At 48.2% G+C, this 14,526-nt stretch carries 15 protein-coding genes and 5 tRNA genes; 8 read left to right on the top strand and 12 right to left on the bottom strand.

Annotated features, from left to right (window positions below):
• Positions 1 to 154: 154 nt before the first annotated feature.
• Positions 155 to 544, bottom strand: a complete 390-nt coding sequence (locus M5E81_RS10830; protein ID WP_249747497.1) for a winged helix-turn-helix transcriptional regulator — start codon at positions 542 to 544, stop codon at positions 155 to 157.
• Positions 545 to 764: 220 nt separating this feature from the next.
• On the opposite strand from M5E81_RS10830, the gene M5E81_RS10825 reads away from it, so the two are divergent.
• Positions 765 to 3,023, top strand: a complete 2,259-nt coding sequence (locus M5E81_RS10825; protein WP_249747496.1) for a heavy metal translocating P-type ATPase — start codon at positions 765 to 767, stop codon at positions 3,021 to 3,023.
• A 19-nt stretch (positions 3,024 to 3,042) separates the two neighbouring features.
• Positions 3,043 to 3,249: a heavy-metal-associated domain-containing protein gene (locus M5E81_RS10820; RefSeq protein ID WP_249747495.1), complete on the top strand. Its 207-nt coding sequence runs from the start codon at positions 3,043 to 3,045 to the stop codon at positions 3,247 to 3,249.
• Positions 3,250 to 3,322: 73 nt separating this feature from the next.
• Here M5E81_RS10820 and M5E81_RS10815 read toward each other — a convergent pair whose 3' ends face one another.
• The 6 genes from M5E81_RS10815 to M5E81_RS10790 form a co-directional block, all read right to left on the bottom strand.
• Positions 3,323 to 3,529, bottom strand: a complete 207-nt coding sequence (locus tag M5E81_RS10815) for a hypothetical protein (protein WP_009145849.1) — start codon at positions 3,527 to 3,529, stop codon at positions 3,323 to 3,325.
• 95 nt (positions 3,530 to 3,624) lie between these two features.
• Positions 3,625 to 3,700 (bottom strand) — tRNA-Phe (locus tag M5E81_RS10810).
• Positions 3,701 to 3,704: 4 nt separating this feature from the next.
• Positions 3,705 to 3,781, bottom strand: a tRNA-Asp gene (locus M5E81_RS10805).
• A 32-nt stretch (positions 3,782 to 3,813) separates the two neighbouring features.
• Positions 3,814 to 3,889 (bottom strand) — tRNA-Val (locus M5E81_RS10800).
• A 5-nt stretch (positions 3,890 to 3,894) separates the two neighbouring features.
• Positions 3,895 to 3,969: transfer RNA gene (locus tag M5E81_RS10795), tRNA-Glu, on the bottom strand.
• A 5-nt stretch (positions 3,970 to 3,974) separates the two neighbouring features.
• Positions 3,975 to 4,050, bottom strand: a tRNA-Lys gene (locus M5E81_RS10790).
• A gap of 172 nt (positions 4,051 to 4,222) precedes the next feature.
• Between M5E81_RS10790 and M5E81_RS10785 the strand changes: the two genes are divergently transcribed.
• The 3 genes from M5E81_RS10785 to M5E81_RS10775 all read left to right on the top strand — a co-directional run bounded on the left by M5E81_RS10785 (position 4,223) and on the right by M5E81_RS10775 (position 7,946).
• Entirely contained in the window at positions 4,223 to 5,095 is an 873-nt protein-coding gene (locus M5E81_RS10785) for an NAD(P)/FAD-dependent oxidoreductase (protein ID WP_009145850.1), read from the top strand.
• Between the two features lie 78 nt (positions 5,096 to 5,173).
• A complete protein-coding gene (gene serS, locus M5E81_RS10780; protein WP_009145851.1) occupies positions 5,174 to 6,454 on the top strand; it encodes a serine--tRNA ligase in 1,281 nt (426 codons plus the stop codon).
• Between the two features lie 286 nt (positions 6,455 to 6,740).
• Positions 6,741 to 7,946, top strand: a complete 1,206-nt coding sequence (locus M5E81_RS10775) for a type III PLP-dependent enzyme (RefSeq protein WP_009145853.1) — start codon at positions 6,741 to 6,743, stop codon at positions 7,944 to 7,946.
• 234 nt (positions 7,947 to 8,180) lie between these two features.
• Here the strand turns inward: M5E81_RS10775 and M5E81_RS10770 are convergent, their stop codons facing one another.
• Positions 8,181 to 8,675: a prolyl-tRNA synthetase associated domain-containing protein gene (locus M5E81_RS10770; protein ID WP_249747494.1), complete on the bottom strand. Its 495-nt coding sequence runs from the start codon at positions 8,673 to 8,675 to the stop codon at positions 8,181 to 8,183.
• 149 nt (positions 8,676 to 8,824) lie between these two features.
• On the opposite strand from M5E81_RS10770, the gene M5E81_RS10765 reads away from it, so the two are divergent.
• Positions 8,825 to 9,823, top strand: a complete 999-nt coding sequence (locus M5E81_RS10765; protein WP_249747493.1) for an extracellular solute-binding protein — start codon at positions 8,825 to 8,827, stop codon at positions 9,821 to 9,823.
• A gap of 40 nt (positions 9,824 to 9,863) precedes the next feature.
• Here the strand turns inward: M5E81_RS10765 and M5E81_RS10760 are convergent, their stop codons facing one another.
• Genes M5E81_RS10760 through thiW form a run of 3 tightly spaced genes read right to left on the bottom strand, consistent with a single transcriptional unit; the run spans position 9,864 to position 10,994 of the window.
• Positions 9,864 to 10,196, bottom strand: a complete 333-nt coding sequence (locus M5E81_RS10760; RefSeq protein ID WP_249747492.1) for an ArsR/SmtB family transcription factor — start codon at positions 10,194 to 10,196, stop codon at positions 9,864 to 9,866.
• Between the two features lie 14 nt (positions 10,197 to 10,210).
• Positions 10,211 to 10,501: a hypothetical protein gene (locus M5E81_RS10755; protein ID WP_009145152.1), complete on the bottom strand. Its 291-nt coding sequence runs from the start codon at positions 10,499 to 10,501 to the stop codon at positions 10,211 to 10,213.
• A 1-nt stretch (position 10,502) separates the two neighbouring features.
• Positions 10,503 to 10,994 (bottom strand): energy coupling factor transporter S component ThiW, encoded by a 492-nt coding sequence (gene thiW, locus M5E81_RS10750; RefSeq protein ID WP_009145153.1) that lies wholly within the window; start codon positions 10,992 to 10,994, stop codon positions 10,503 to 10,505.
• Between the two features lie 152 nt (positions 10,995 to 11,146).
• Between thiW and M5E81_RS10745 the strand changes: the two genes are divergently transcribed.
• Entirely contained in the window at positions 11,147 to 12,289 is a 1,143-nt protein-coding gene (locus M5E81_RS10745) for a CaiB/BaiF CoA transferase family protein (RefSeq protein ID WP_040565002.1), read from the top strand.
• Between the two features lie 41 nt (positions 12,290 to 12,330).
• A complete protein-coding gene (locus tag M5E81_RS10740; RefSeq protein WP_249747491.1) occupies positions 12,331 to 13,410 on the top strand; it encodes a M48 family metallopeptidase in 1,080 nt (359 codons plus the stop codon).
• A 100-nt stretch (positions 13,411 to 13,510) separates the two neighbouring features.
• Here the strand turns inward: M5E81_RS10740 and M5E81_RS10735 are convergent, their stop codons facing one another.
• Positions 13,511 to 14,458 carry a dipeptidase gene (locus M5E81_RS10735; protein ID WP_009145156.1) on the bottom strand — a complete coding sequence of 316 codons (948 nt, stop codon included), beginning with the start codon at positions 14,456 to 14,458 and terminating at the stop codon, positions 13,511 to 13,513.
• Between the last annotated feature and the right edge of the window lie 68 nt (positions 14,459 to 14,526).

The following is a 14,526-nucleotide window of genomic DNA, read 5'->3' as shown; positions in this document are numbered from 1 at the left end:
GCAGCGTGCTTTTTGTGTTGGCGGTTTGCTGAATTTATGAAGTATCAAGCGATTTCGGATAGTAATAAGAAGTTGCATATTTTTCGAAAAGAACAGCAAATAAAAAACTTCGGTAGAACGCTAAATATAATCGTTCTACCGAAGTTTTTCGTTTCTATTTGTTTTTATCGTGGCAGCAGCAATGTTCTGCTTCCACAGGCTTCATGGAGCATTCCGGGCAGATGCCTTCGCCCTCTAAAAGCTTGCTGCCCCAGGCGTACATGGCCTGCAGAATAGGAAAGAGGCTTTCGCCCCGCGGCGTCAGGCTATACTCAACCTTAGGTGGCACGACGGCGTACACCTTGCGCGCAATCAAGCCGTCACCTTCCAGCTCGCGTAATTGCTGGGTGAGCATTTTGGGTGTTGCCTCGGGGACGAGGCGGCGCAGCTCGTTGAAGCGCAAAATTTTGCCGGACAGATGCCACAGGAGCAATGCTTTATATTTGCCGCCGATAAGCTGCAGCGTGGCGGCAACGGGACAGTTGACGTTAATAGTGTCTTTCATTTGGAGTTTCCTTTCTGCAAAGAGCAAGGTGATTAAGATATAATGATGTTATGAAAAAATCATATGTCTGCCTTGCGCAGCAAAAATTATATATCTTTACAGTATCTTTTTACATACTATCTACCTAAATAGTGCGTTCTTGAAATAAAGATAGCGTTTGCTATAATAATAGCAGATAAAAATTTTTACGTCAAACAGATAGCAAGCGAAAGGAGTCACGATGAAAAAACAGTTACTTGATATAACGGGCATGAGCTGCAGTGCCTGCTCTTCGCGCATCGAAAAGGTTGTCAACAGGATGCAGGGTGTAGAGCAGATGAGCGTTAATCTGCTGAAAAATAATGCACACGTTACCTTTGACGAAAGTGTTGTGGATGAAAAAGCAATTATCGCCCGCATTGAAAAGCTGGGTTTTGGCGCGAAAGTGCATGCTGCAAATGTTGCAGCACCGGTACCTCAGCAGGATACGGCGGCACAGGAGATGGAGGAGATGCGCCAGCGTCTTATCGGCTCGCTGATTTTTGCCGGTCTTGTCTTTTATCAGCACATGGGGCGCATGTGGGGCTGGCCGCTGCCAAGCTTTATTCTGGGGCAGGAAAACGAGCTGATTAACGCTTTGCTGCAGATGCTGTGGTGTATTCCGGTGCTCTTTATCGACCGCAAGTATTTTATCCACGGTGTGCGCAATCTTTTAAGCGGTGCGCCTAATATGGATTCCCTGATTGCCGTAGGCAGCGGTGCATCGTTTATTTATGGTTTGTATTCCGTATTTGGCATGGCGTATGCCTTTGGACATAACCGTCTTGATTTGCTGCCGGGCTTTGCCGATGCTTTATATTTTGAAGCGAGTGCCGTAATTTTGGCACTTGTAACTGTCGGCAAGTTTATGGAGGCGCGGGCAAAGAGCCACACCTCTGATGCGATTAAGGCGCTGATGAATCTTACGCCGAAGACGGCGCTTGTCGAGCGTCACGGTCTGCAGGGAGAAATTCCTGTAGAGGAGGTAGTTACGGGCGATGTGCTGATTGTAAAAAGTGGTGCGTCCGTGCCCGTGGACGGCAAAATTATTGAGGGCAGCGCTGCCCTGGACGAAAGTGCGCTGACGGGTGAAAGCCTGCCGGTAGATAAAACAATCGGTGACAAGGTTATCGGCGGCACTATTAACAGAAGCGGTTACTTTAAGATGGAAGCGACTGCGATTGGCGCTGATACTGCTTTAGCGAAGATTATTGCGCTGGTGGATGAGGCAACATCTTCTAAAGCGCCTATTGCCAAGCTAGCTGATAAGGTGAGCGGCTATTTTGTGCCTGCCGTTATAGGCATTGCCGTGCTTGCGGCGGTTGTCTGGCTGGCGCTGGGCGCAAGCTGGCACTTTGCACTGACGATAGCTATTTCGGTGCTCGTCATTTCCTGCCCCTGTGCTTTGGGATTGGCAACACCGACAGCGATTATGGTAGGAACGGGGCGTGGTGCCAAGAGCGGCATTCTGATTAAATCGGCAACAGCGTTGGAAACAGCGCATAAGATTGATACCGTTATCTTAGACAAAACAGGTACGATTACAGCGGGCAAGCCGGTGGTGACGGATATTTTACCTATAAAGATTACGGAAAATGAATTGCTGGCCTTTGCCACAGGACTGGAAAAGCTGTCGGAGCATCCGTTGGGTGAAGCTATTGTTGCTGCTGCTGAAGCAAAGCAGCTTGTTTTGCCGGAAGCCGGCAATTATAAGCAAATCCCTGGTCAGGGTGTTACAGCGGAGCTTGCGGGAGCTGAATGTGCGGCAGGCAATCTCAAGCTGCTGGAGGCGTTGAATGTTGATGTCAGCAGTTTGATGGAACGGTATGACAAGCTGGCGGCTCAGGGAAAAACCCCGTTATATTTTGTCCGTGCAGGCGAGCTTTTAGGCTGTATTGCTGTTGCCGATACCGTAAAGGCTACGAGCAGGGAGGCTATCGGCAAGCTGCAGGCAATGGGCCTGCGTGTGCTGATGGTAACAGGTGATAACCGGGCGACGGCGGAGGCGATTCGCACACAGGTAGGCGTTGATGAGGCTGTTGCTCAGGTGCTGCCGCAGGATAAGGAAGCGGTGGTACGCAAGCTGCAGCAGGAAGGTCATATTGTCGCCATGGTAGGCGACGGCATTAACGATGCGCCGGCGTTGGCGCGTGCCGATGTAGGTATCGCTATCGGTGCCGGCACGGATATTGCGATTGAAGCTGCTGATATGGTTTTGATTAAAAGCGACTTGTTGGATGTGGCGAAGGCAATTTGCTTAAGCCGCAGCGTGATGACCAATATCAAGGAAAATCTTTTCTGGGCCTTTATTTATAATGCTGTCGGTATTCCGTTTGCTGCAGGTGTATTTTATACTGCCTTCGGCTGGCTGCTGAATCCGCTGATTGCAGCGGCAGCGATGAGCTGCAGCAGTGTTTCTGTTGTTACTAACGCACTAAGACTGCGTTTTATAAAATTGTAATTGCAAAGGAGATTTTATTATGACTAGGACTATTGCTATCGAAGGTATGCATTGCCAGCATTGTGTTGGCGCCGTTAAGGAAGCACTTTCTGCTGTAGCAGGTGTAACAAGTGTTGTTGTTTCCTTGGAAAACAATAATGCGGTTGTTGAGGGCACAGGCCTGGATGATGCAGTTTTGAAGGCTGCTGTTGAGGATACCGGCTTTGATGTAACCGGCATCAACTGAAAATAAGCACAAAAAACGCCGCGTAAAGCGGCGTTTAAGTTTGTAAAAAGGTCGCTGCGCAGCGGCCTTTTTCTTATGCAAATATTTCTGCTATAGCAGGCGGAAGCATGTCAAGTGCGCTTGCTGTCATAAATGCGGCAGCAATGGCTACGACGATAAAAGCAGCAGCGTGCGGATAATCCTTTTTGCGCACGGAAGAGAAGATGGCACGCAGGGATAAAAGCAGAATCAGACCCCAGATGTAGGGACCGGTTACTTCATGGAAAAATTTTTCAAACATGATAACACTCCTTGCTGGCTAAAAAATGTGTTTAAGCAGATATAGATATACATATAATAAAAAAACACCCGCAATAGCAGGTGCTGTTTTTGGATTGGTGCCTCAGCACAGAATCGAACTGTGGACACAAGGATTTTCAGTCCTTTGCTCTACCAACTGAGCTACCGAGGCGTAATGGCGACCCGGATGGGACTCGAACCCACGACCTCCGCCGTGACAGGGCGGCATTCTAACCAACTGAACCACCGGGCCATTACAATATTGAGGCAAAATGGGCAAAAAAATGGTGGGCGCTAACGGGATCGAACCGCTGACATTCTGCTTGTAAGGCAGACGCTCTCCCAGCTGAGCTAAGCGCCCGTATTTGGTGACCGGTGGGGGAATCGAACCCCCGATACCGCCGTGAAAGGGCGGTGTCTTAACCGCTTGACCAACCGGCCAAATGTGGTGACCCATGTAGGCCTCGAACCTACGACACCCTGATTAAGAGTCAGGTGCTCTACCAACTGAGCTAATGGGCCGTGGTCACGTTACTTGATTATAATACTCTATATGCAGGAAAATGTCAAGCACTTTTTTCAAAAAAACTTAAAAAATCTCCGGAAGCATAAAAACATTTGACTATGCATCTAGAAAAGCATACAATTAAAGTGTTATAGTAGGTTCTAAATTTTTTGTACGGAGGATAGACTTATGGATTACGATATTGCCGTTATTGGTGGTGGTCCTGCCGGCGTATCTGCAGCGATTACTGCAGCCAGCAAGGGACGTAAGGTTGTTCTGTTTGAAGCCCATGGCTTCAGCCCCCGTCTGCGTAGTGTAGCGCAGATTACAGATTATATGGGTATACCCGATATTTCCGGTACTGCGCTTATGGATATTTTTGTAAATCATCTCAAGCAGATGGAAGTAGATATTATTGAGGCCAAAATTATTTCTTTGCGTGAGGTAGGCGAAGGCTTTATGCTGGGTACTCCGCATGGTGAATATTCTGCGGATTCCGTAGTATTGGCAACCGGTATTTCCCGCTCTACCCTTTTCCCCGGTGAAAAGGAATTTTTGGGTAAGGGCGTAAGCTACTGCGCTGTTGTTGATGCTGATAAATATAAGGGCAAGTCCGTGGCTGCTATTGCTACAGTACCTGATGCTCTGGAAGAGGTTGAATATCTGGCAGACCAGTGCGAGCATGTATTCTTCTTCCCGCTGTATACCGGCTTTGTTCCGCCTAAAAAGAAAAATATTACCGTAGTGCTGGATAAGCCGACAGAAATTACCGGTACCGACAAGGTTACCGGCTTGCGTGCAGGCGATGATTTTTACAGCGTTAAGGCTGCCTTTGTGTTCCGTGCCAGCGACCCGCTTAACAGCTTCCTGCCGGGCCTGGAAATACGCGGCCGCAGCATTTATGTTGATGATCAGGCGCAAACAAATATTGAAGGCGTTTTTGCCGGCGGTGACTGCACAGGTCAGCCTTGGCAGGTAAACCGTGCTGCCGGTCAGGGACAAAAGGCTGCTCTTTCGGCAATCCGCTATCTTGCACGTCGCGATGAGGGAATTGACTATTAAAAATTGCAGTAAAATCTTTTATCCCGACGGGATTTATGCTACAATATAAGTTATGATAAATTATTTGGAGGCTATATTATGTTAGATTTAAAATTCGTCCGCGAAAATCCGAAGCTGGTCGAAGAGGCTGTAAAAAGCCGTAATGGCAGCCTTGATTTGACTGAATTCCTGGAACTGGATAAACAACGTCGTGAAATTACCCAACAGGTAGAAGCACTGAAAAAAGAACGCAACACTGCATCTCAGGAGATCGGCAAGCTGAAAAAAGCCGGTCAGGATGCTGCTGAGCAGATGGCTGCAGTTCGTGCTCTCGGCGATAAAATTGCTGCAGATGACAAGGAACTGAAAGAAATTGAAGAAAAAATCAAAAGCATTCTGCTGACTATTCCTAACGTTCCCGCAGAAGATGTTCCCGTAGGCAAAGATGATACCTGCAACCCGGTTATCCGCACCTGGGGCGAACCGACCAAATTTGATTTTGAACCTAAGGCTCACTGGGATATCGGTGAAAACCTGGGCATTCTGGATTTCGAACGTGGCGTTAAGGTTAGCGGTGCACGTTATGTATTCTATCGTGGCATGGGCTCCCGTCTGGAGCGTGCCGTTATCAACTTCTTCCTGGATGTACACACCAGAAAGCATGGTTATACCGAATTCTTCCCGCCGTTCATCGTTAACGGTGCAAGCATGCAGGGCACCGGCCAACTGCCGAAATTTGCCGAGGATATGTACAAGCTGGAAAACGGCGATATGTACCTGATTCCGACCGCAGAGGTTCCTGTAACCAACTATCATCGTGATGATATTCTGACCGGCGACGAACTGCCGCTGAAATATACCGCTTACAGCGCTTGCTTCCGTGCAGAAGCCGGTGCTGCAGGCCGTGATACCCGTGGCCTGATCCGTATGCATCAGTTCAATAAGGTTGAGTTGGTTAAATTCACCAAACCGGAAGAATCCTGGGCTGAGCTGGACAAGCTGACCAACGATGCTGAAGAGGTTCTGCAATTACTGGGCCTGCCGTACCATGTTGTACGTCTGTGCACCGGTGATCTTGGCTTCAGCTCTGCTACCACCTATGACCTCGAAGTATGGCTGCCGGCAGCAAACTGCTACCGTGAAATTTCTTCCTGCTCCAACTTCCTGGACTTCCAGGCACGTCGTGCCAACATCCGCTTCCGTCGTGATGCAAAATCCAAACCGGAATTTGTACATACCCTTAACGGCAGTGGTGTAGCTGTTGGCCGTACTGTTGCTGCTATTCTGGAAAACTATCAGCAGGCTGATGGCAGCGTAGTTGTTCCTGAGGTTCTGCGTCCTTACATGGGCTGCGATGTAATTCCCGCTCCGAAAAAATAATTTGCGCAGATACAGCTAAAAAAAATAAGCGTTGAAATGTCATTTAACCGGCATTTCAACGCTTTTGTTTTGCCTGCCGGATTCAGATATGTTTCTGTGTTTAATATGTTTTGTGGCGAAATTTTCGCTATTTTATGCTAGAAAATGAGCCAATCCGTGATTATTGGAAAATTTTCCCGTTCTCCTTGAAAAAAATCAATTTTTTGCCGTTTTCCTATTGTACTTTAAAATTATTGTGGTACAATCATAGAAGAAAAAATAAATGCAATAGCAAGGGGAGAGTGTTATGAGTAATAAAAAACATTTCCAAATAAGCCAACAGGCTGTAGAAAAATTAGCGGTACGTTTCGGTACGCCGCTGTTAGTGCTTTCTCTTGAGGAAATCAAAAAGAACTACAAGGTTTTGAAAAAATATATGCCGCGTGTCAAAATTCATTACGCGATTAAGGCTAATCCTCATCCGGAAATTTTGCGGGTGATGGCAGATATGGGCTCCTGCTTTGACGTAGCAAGCGACGGAGAAATCCGCACTATGCATGATATGGGTGTGGATGGCGGCCGTCTGATTTACGCTAATCCGGTAAAGACGGGCGTAGGTCTGGAGGCCTGCCGCAGCTGTGGCGTACGCAAGATGACCTTTGACAGCGCCAGTGAAATAGATAAAATAAAAAAACAGTGCCCGGATGCGACTGTACTGCTCAGACTGCGTATCGACAATTCTTCGGCACATGTTGATTTGAATAAAAAATTCGGTGCAGCGCGTGAAAATGCTCTGGCTTTGATGCAGCAGGCTAAGGAAGCAGGCTTGGATATGGCTGGCATTGCCTTTCATGTAGGCAGCCAGACTGTCAGCGCTGATCCTTATCTGCATGCGCTGGATATTGCGCGTGAGCTGTTTGAGGAGGCTGAGGCAGCAGGCCTGAAGCTGCGCATTCTTGATGTCGGCGGCGGCTTCCCTATTCCTGAGCCGAAGGTGAAATTCAATCTGCCGGAAATGCTGCGCCAAATCAATGCGCGTTTGGATGAAGATTTTGCCGATGCCGAAATTTGGGCCGAACCGGGCCGTTATATCTGCGGTACGGCGGTTAATCTGATTACCAGCGTCATCGGTGTTACCGAGCGTGGCGGTCAGCCATGGTACTTCCTTAATGAGGGCTTGTACGGAACCTTCTCCGGCGTCCTCTTTGATCAATGGGATTTCAAGCTCATCAGCTTCCGTGAGGGTGAGGAAAAGGTGGCAGCGACGTTTGCAGGACCAAGCTGCGATTCCCTGGATATTATGTTCCGCGGACGCCTGACAGTACCGCTGCAGGTTGGCGATTTGCTGCTGGTTCCCAGCTGCGGTGCCTATACCTCTGCCAGTGCAACTACTTTTAACGGTTTCAGCAAGGCTAAGTTTGTTATCTGGGAGCGCGTAAAGGCTGAGGTTGAGCCTGTGGCCGCCGTTGGCCGTGTTGAGATGAATCAGTCTGTAGCTCAGGCTGTAAAATGAAAATAGAATTATTACCGCATCAGCGTTTAACGTTGGTGCGGTTTTTATATTTTAGGAAAAACGTGACAGATGAAGTATAAAAAATACGGAGAAACGTTACAGATGGGGCATGAAAAGTACGGAAAAATGTTACGGAAAGCAATGATGAAATGCGGAAAAACGTGACAAGTCCAGGATTTTTTAGACGCAGAGAGGGCAGTCTTAACGCTCATTTTACGCAAGTATGCTTTATACTTACATTTCTATCAGCTTTACTTCTACCTTCAGTTCAGACAACAATGCCAGTAAATCGCCGAAAGTAAGCCAGACGGTAGCGGTGGTGTTATCGTTCGGATGAATACCGATGATGGCGGATAGCGGTAAGTTTTTGCTGCTGACGAAGATAACGCTTTTGCTTGTATCGTTCAACAGGCCGAAGGGAGAAACTAAGCCTGACTGCAGTCTAAGATATTTTTCCAGACGCTCTGCCGAAGCGAAGCTGAGGCGGGAGCTTGCAAGCTTTACTGCAAGCTCTTTTAGGTCAACAGGCGTAGCTGCGGGGACGGTCAGAAGAAAGTGCTGCTTACCGTTACTGTTGCGCAAAAATAAGTTTTTGCAGATAACGGCGTTGGCAGGAATATCCAGTACATCGAATTCTTCCATAGAATAAACCGGCCGGTGTTCCGTACAGGTAAACGGTATGTTCTTAGCGTTTAGCAAATCATAGATGTCATTCTTGCCGAAAATCATAGACAATCTCCTTGCAGTAATTTTTTGTGTATCAATGTAATTTATTATAAGTCAACTAAGGATTTACGGCAAGCCGCAGGCTGTCTAAAATATGGAGAAAGCTTGGCGTTCATGCTATAATAATAGCAAAGCGAAAGGCGGAAAAGATAATGCGAAAAGTTATAATATATATTTTGGCGCTGCTGGCTTTGCTGGCAGCAGGCTGCGGCAGCCAACAGCCACAGCCGAAAGAGCTGCAGCTCTGCAGCAGCATGGGCACCAAGCTGACGGAGATTATTGCCGACAGCTACAGTAAGGCTGCCGGTGTAAAAGTAAATATAAGCTATCTGCCGGGAGGCACGCAGCAGGAACGTTTGGATTACCTGCGCAAGCATAAATTTGATGTCTGGCTGGGCGGTACGAGTGAGGAGTATTTCATGGCAGATGAGCAGCATATTCTGCAGCCGTATATTGCCAAGGAATCCTACAAGGTGCCGGCAGAGCTGCGTAACCGTACAGGACAATGGACAAGCCTGTATCTTAGCTATATCGCTTTGCTGAGCAATAAAAACAATCTGCATGCCTACGGTCTGTATGCTCCGGAAACCTGGGATGAGCTTTTGGCACCGCAGCTTAAGGATGAGCTGGCGATTGCCGACTTTGATCTTGGCGGAGCAAGCTTCGGCATGATTACAAGCATTTGGCAGATGCGCGGCAAGGAGCAGGCTATGGCTTATGCAGCCAAGCTTAATGCGCAGCAGCCGGTGTATACCAAGGGCTTCGGCGAGGCGGTAGACCTTGTATATATCGGTAAAAAAACCGTTGCTGTAGTGCCGTTGGATTATGCTCTGCAAATGGAAGCGCGTCACCGCCATCTGTTTGCGACAGTAGTGAAGGATGCCAACCGTACGATGCTTACCGGTGCGGCAATGATGCGCAGCGCAGAGCATCCGGATGAGGCGCGTGCCTTTTTAGATTATCTGATGAGTGACGCGGGCGTAGAGCTGTTGCCTGCTAACGGTTATCACTATATGTGGCATGTAAAAAAATATCCCTATAATGACGGCCGTAGGGAGCTTATAGGTAATGTCCGCGTGCCGGTAGATGATTTAAGCTGGACCTCGGTCTATAAGAGTGAGATTATCCGTCAATGGCGAGGTGCGCTTTAAAGGCATAAAAAAATTGGCGCTTTTACAGCGCCAATCAGCATTATAAAACCTTATGCTTTACATGGTCCAGTGCCTGGTCAAAAAGACTGAGCACATGGCTGTCATCCAGAGAATAGATAACTTCTTTGCCATCCTTGGTAAATTTTACCAGGTTGGTGGCACGCAGCAGACGCAGCTGATGCGAAATAGCGGAATGAGTCATACCAAGGGAATCGGCAATGCAGGTAACGCACATTTCCTCGTGTGCTAACAGAGAGAGAATGCGGATACGTGTGGGATCGCTGAGAACTTTAAAAATATCTGCCATAGGCTGGATATATTTTTCGTCATCTTTGCCGGGGAAAGGCAAGGCATGATTGTGGATGTGTGTCATTTTTTTCACCTACTTTATTTTTTATTGTTTAAGCGCAGACCTTTATTGAAAAAGAATGCGAGTACTGCGTAATAAAAGAAGCCTCCGGTAGGAGTCTTGCTGATAAACCACGTCGGAAAAAGGAAAAAGCTTACACTGAGAAAGAGCAGCTGCGGCAAGCAGCCGAAAAGACAGCTGATGCCTTCCTCCTGCCATTTGCTTTTAATGTGCAGCGCACTGAAAACGCTGTAGCGTGAGGCAAAGGCTCCGAAGCAAATGCCGCTGAAGGCATAAAGAAGGAGGTTAACGATTTCGCCGAAGTTCATCTTACTTACCTTCTTTGCTGCTGAACTGCTTGAAAAAGCCGGTTTTGAGCAGCAGGCAGGCGATAACGCTGCCACCGATGGTGCTTACCAAAAACGGCGGAATAAAGAACCAGGCTACAGCCTTGCTGCCTAAAAGCAGAGTAGCCATAATCCAGGCGACGAAGCCACCGATGATACCGGTGCCGAAAATTTCACCGGCCATAGCTGCCGGCAATGTTTTGTAACGGCTGTAGGCCAGTCCGGCGAGGGCTGCACCAATCATACTGCCGGGGAAAGCCAGCAGTGAGCCTGTGCCAAGCATGTTGCGCAGACAGGCAATAATAAAGCCTATAGCAACGGCGTAATCAGGTCCCAAGAGAACCGCACCCATAACATTGATGGCATGCTGCACAGGGAAGCATTTGGAAACACCTGCCGGAATATAAATTAAATGTGCGCTTAGTGTGCCGATGGCAATCAGAAGCGCTGCTGATGTCAGCTTGCGGGTTTGCATATAAAAACCTCCATATGAAAGTTGTGTATGGCTAACAATGATATAACTATATTATAGCATTTAAATAGGTGTTTTGTGAACATATCTGAATAAATTCATAAGAAAATTTTTCAGAATATAAAAGCTTATTAAGCAGAACAGGAGTGATAAATTTGGCTTTGTTAGAAGGTATTAAGGTTGTTGATTTTTCCAAATGGCTGCCGGGACAATATTGCGGTATGCTGTTGGGTGATTACGGTGCAGATGTTATTAAGATTGAGGATTTGCAGGGTGATGCGACACGTCGCTTTTGGCCTGAAAAAACTAAAGGTATGAGCTATTGGCATTTGATGCTGAACCGCAATAAGCGAGGCGTTGCCTTGAATCTTAAAAAGGACGGCGGACGTGATTTGCTGCTGAAGCTGTTGCAAGAGGCCGATGTTTTTCTAGAGGGCTTCCGTCCGGGATATCTGGCGCGTTATGGACTGGATTATACAAGCGTGCATAAAATCAATCCGCGTCTGGTGTACTGTTCGATTACCGGCTTCGGCCAGGAATCGCATAAGCCGGCGCATGATTTGAATGTTGTGGGGCTGGCAGGCTTAAACAATCTTGATGATGTCGGCAGAGCCTGCGTATCTGAGGTGCAGGTGAGCGCCGTAGGCAGCGGTCTGAATGCTTTGAGTGCGATTTCGATGGCGCTGCTGGCGCGCGAACGTACCGGCAAGGGACAGTGGCTCGATGTCAATCTATATGCTACGGCGTTGTCTATGCAGGTGACGGGCATCAGCGCTTTGTGGGGCTGCCGGGAAACTGGTGAAAAGCCCTTTGGCCGTATAGCGCATTATTATAATATTTATCGTACCGCAGATGGCAGATATATGACAGTTGGTACTATCGAGCCTAAGTTTTGGCAACGCTTTTGCGATTTAATTGAATGTCCGGAGCTGGAAAAACGCCAATATGATTTTGCTCATGAGGAGGAGCTGCAGCAGCTGGTAGCTGCCAAAATTGCTGCTAAAACTCAGCAAGAGTGGCTGGAGCTTATCGGCGGCGCAGAATTTTGCGTAACGCCTGTATGCAGCCTGGAGGAAGCACTGGACAGTAAGCTGACGGCGCAGGAGTATATCCTGCAGGAAGCAGACAGTGATCTTGGAAGGCTGCAGTATATCGGCGGTCCGGTGAAGTTCAGTGAGGATGCAAGTACCATCCGCATGAGAGCGCCTAAGCTCGGCGAACATACGCTGGATATTTTGCAGGAACTGGGATATAATGATAATGAAATCAGCGCTTTGCATGAAGAGGGCGCAATATAGGATTTTTTGGTTGTAGTGTGTTTATGAAGCAGGAGGCCAATATGAGGAAAATATTAAAGCTTTTTATGACGTTTGTTTTTGCCTGCTGCCTGTTCGTAGGCGTTAATCCTGCAGAGGCAGGTTTAATCAGCAGAGAGCAGGAAATTGAAATGGGTCAGCAGACAGCTAAGCAGCTGGAGGCGCAATACGGCGTGTCGCAGGATGCTGCGCTGCAGGAAAGAGTTAACCGCATCGGCCAAAGACTGGCGAAAGTTTGCGGACGTGATGATATCACCTTTTCCTTCAAGGTGCTCAACAATAATGAGGTCAATGCATTAGCCTGCCCCGGCGGCTTTGTTTATGTGTATAAGGGACTGATTGACTACATGCCGACAGACATGGAGCTGGCTGGCGTTCTTGGTCATGAGGTGGGACACGTAGCCAAGAAGCATACAGTAAATGCGATTGAAAAGCAGATGTGGACCTCACTGATTCTGATAGCTGCCACCCGCGGACAGGGCATGGGACTTGTGCAGGCAGCGCAGCAGGCGTTGTTTGCCGGCTACAGCCGTACTGATGAGCGCGGTGCCGATAAGGAAGGCGTAAAAAACAGTATTGCAGCGGGCTATAACCCTTACAGCATGCTGATTACCGTGTGGAAGCTTGATGATTTGTCCAAGCAGGGCGGCGGTGCGAAATACGGTCTGTTCAGCAGCCATCCCGAGCCGGAGGAACGCGTAAAACGCGTTATGAAGCAGCTGAAGGAATATAACATTCATCCCGATGTTGTTGTTAAAGATGATGACCATGCGACTGTTACCGAGGGCAACTGGAGCTTTAACGTAAGTCAGAGTATTGGTGATACCAAGGGCAAATATCGTGCCTATATGCTTGCCGGCGGCTTGTGGAACGTGCGTCAGCGCGGACCTGTAAACCCCAACCATTTTGTGGTTTATGACAACGGCATTACGGCAGATATCTATTATGACGATATCCAGGTTTTCCGTCTGTATACTCAGGATGCAGGTGCCTTTGGCAGTGCCGGAGCTTATGCCGCAGCCTGCGTTGATATGCTGCGTGATTGGGCGCAGATAGCCAATGCTAATGATGCTAAAGCTAAGAGCAGCACCAAAAAGAAATAAGCAGATTTAGGCAATAAATAAAGCCATACCATGCTAAGCGTTTTGATTAGCGAGGTATGGCTTTTTAGTTGCTTTTAAACGGTAAGATGAGAAGGGATGCTTACAGTACCTTTTGCAGCAGATTCAGCACGTTTTTATGGGTAATTTTTTCAACGGTGCTGGCGCTGTATTTTTTAGAAAGATATTCATACACTGCACTGTAATCCTGCACGCCGTGGAGGTTGTAGGGCGGATGGCTGATGCCGTCAAAGTCGCTGCCGAAGCCGATATGGTCATCGTTGCCCATGATGTTCAGCATATAGTCGATATGGCGGTAAATGCTTTCGATGCAGGCATCGTTGTAATCGTGCTCCAAAAATTGACCGGCAAAGGTAACACCGATGAGGCCATCATTTTCGTTGATTGCCAAAATCTGCTTGTCATCCAGGTTACGCGGATGCGGGCAAAGAGCCTTGGCATTGGAATGAGTTGCGATAATGGGCTTGCTGCTGGTCTCGATAACATCCCAGAAGCCTGCGGGTGCGATGTGGGAAACGTCAACCAGCATACCGAGCTTGTTCATTTCAGCAACTACTTGGCGGCCGAAAACGGTAAGACCGCCGCCGCTGCCTTCTTCGTTAACGCCGTCGGCAATATCGTTACGGTTGCTCCAGGTAAGAGTCATTGCACGCACGCCTAAGGCGTAAAGGCAACGCAGTGCTTCCAGGCTGCCGTCGATAGCGCCGCCTTCTTCAATGGCGAGCAGGGTTGCGGCCTTGTGGTTGAGCACATCGGCTGCATCCTCTTTTGTGAGCACCTGCAGTACGTCAATACCGTCTACATGCAGCTTCTTTACCTCTTGCAGGTATTTGTCGAGCAGCTGCAGGGTGTAGCGCAGGCCGCCGTAATAACGGAATTCGCGTGTGGGTACGAAAATAGCACAGAATTGCAGACCGCCGCCGAGAGCGATTTGACGCTGAATGTCAAAATGCTGGTCATTGGCATAAAGGCTGGTGCCTTTCTTATATAATTCGGTAAGGGTATCGCAGTGACAATCACAGATAAACATAGGGAAAACTCCTTTCAGAATTTATTAAACCCCCGCGTTTCCCGAACGTGGAACAGCGGGGGTTATAA

The organism is Phascolarctobacterium succinatutens, assembly GCF_023497905.1.
Lineage (GTDB): Bacteria > Bacillota > Negativicutes > Acidaminococcales > Acidaminococcaceae > Phascolarctobacterium_A > Phascolarctobacterium_A succinatutens.
The sequence above is the reverse complement of the archived record's forward strand: the minus strand, read 5'-3'. Positions and strand labels throughout refer to the sequence as shown.

What these genes read in the sequence shown, in the direction of transcription:
- M5E81_RS10830 (WP_249747497.1), bottom strand. Translation starts at nt 544, where the DNA reads ATGAAAGACACTATTAACGTCAACTGTCCCGTTGCCGCCACGCTGCAG.
- M5E81_RS10825 (WP_249747496.1), top strand. Translation starts at nt 765, where the DNA reads ATGAAAAAACAGTTACTTGATATAACGGGCATGAGCTGCAGTGCCTGC.
- M5E81_RS10820 (WP_249747495.1), top strand. Translation starts at nt 3,043, where the DNA reads ATGACTAGGACTATTGCTATCGAAGGTATGCATTGCCAGCATTGTGTT.
- M5E81_RS10815 (WP_009145849.1), bottom strand. Translation starts at nt 3,529, where the DNA reads ATGTTTGAAAAATTTTTCCATGAAGTAACCGGTCCCTACATCTGGGGT.
- M5E81_RS10785 (WP_009145850.1), top strand. Translation starts at nt 4,223, where the DNA reads ATGGATTACGATATTGCCGTTATTGGTGGTGGTCCTGCCGGCGTATCT.
- serS (WP_009145851.1), top strand. Translation starts at nt 5,174, where the DNA reads ATGTTAGATTTAAAATTCGTCCGCGAAAATCCGAAGCTGGTCGAAGAG.
- M5E81_RS10775 (WP_009145853.1), top strand. Translation starts at nt 6,741, where the DNA reads ATGAGTAATAAAAAACATTTCCAAATAAGCCAACAGGCTGTAGAAAAA.
- M5E81_RS10770 (WP_249747494.1), bottom strand. Translation starts at nt 8,675, where the DNA reads ATGATTTTCGGCAAGAATGACATCTATGATTTGCTAAACGCTAAGAAC.
- M5E81_RS10765 (WP_249747493.1), top strand. Translation starts at nt 8,825, where the DNA reads ATGCGAAAAGTTATAATATATATTTTGGCGCTGCTGGCTTTGCTGGCA.
- M5E81_RS10760 (WP_249747492.1), bottom strand. Translation starts at nt 10,196, where the DNA reads ATGACACACATCCACAATCATGCCTTGCCTTTCCCCGGCAAAGATGAC.
- M5E81_RS10755 (WP_009145152.1), bottom strand. Translation starts at nt 10,501, where the DNA reads ATGAACTTCGGCGAAATCGTTAACCTCCTTCTTTATGCCTTCAGCGGC.
- thiW (WP_009145153.1), bottom strand. Translation starts at nt 10,994, where the DNA reads ATGCAAACCCGCAAGCTGACATCAGCAGCGCTTCTGATTGCCATCGGC.
- M5E81_RS10740 (WP_249747491.1), top strand. Translation starts at nt 12,331, where the DNA reads ATGAGGAAAATATTAAAGCTTTTTATGACGTTTGTTTTTGCCTGCTGC.
- M5E81_RS10735 (WP_009145156.1), bottom strand. Translation starts at nt 14,458, where the DNA reads ATGTTTATCTGTGATTGTCACTGCGATACCCTTACCGAATTATATAAG.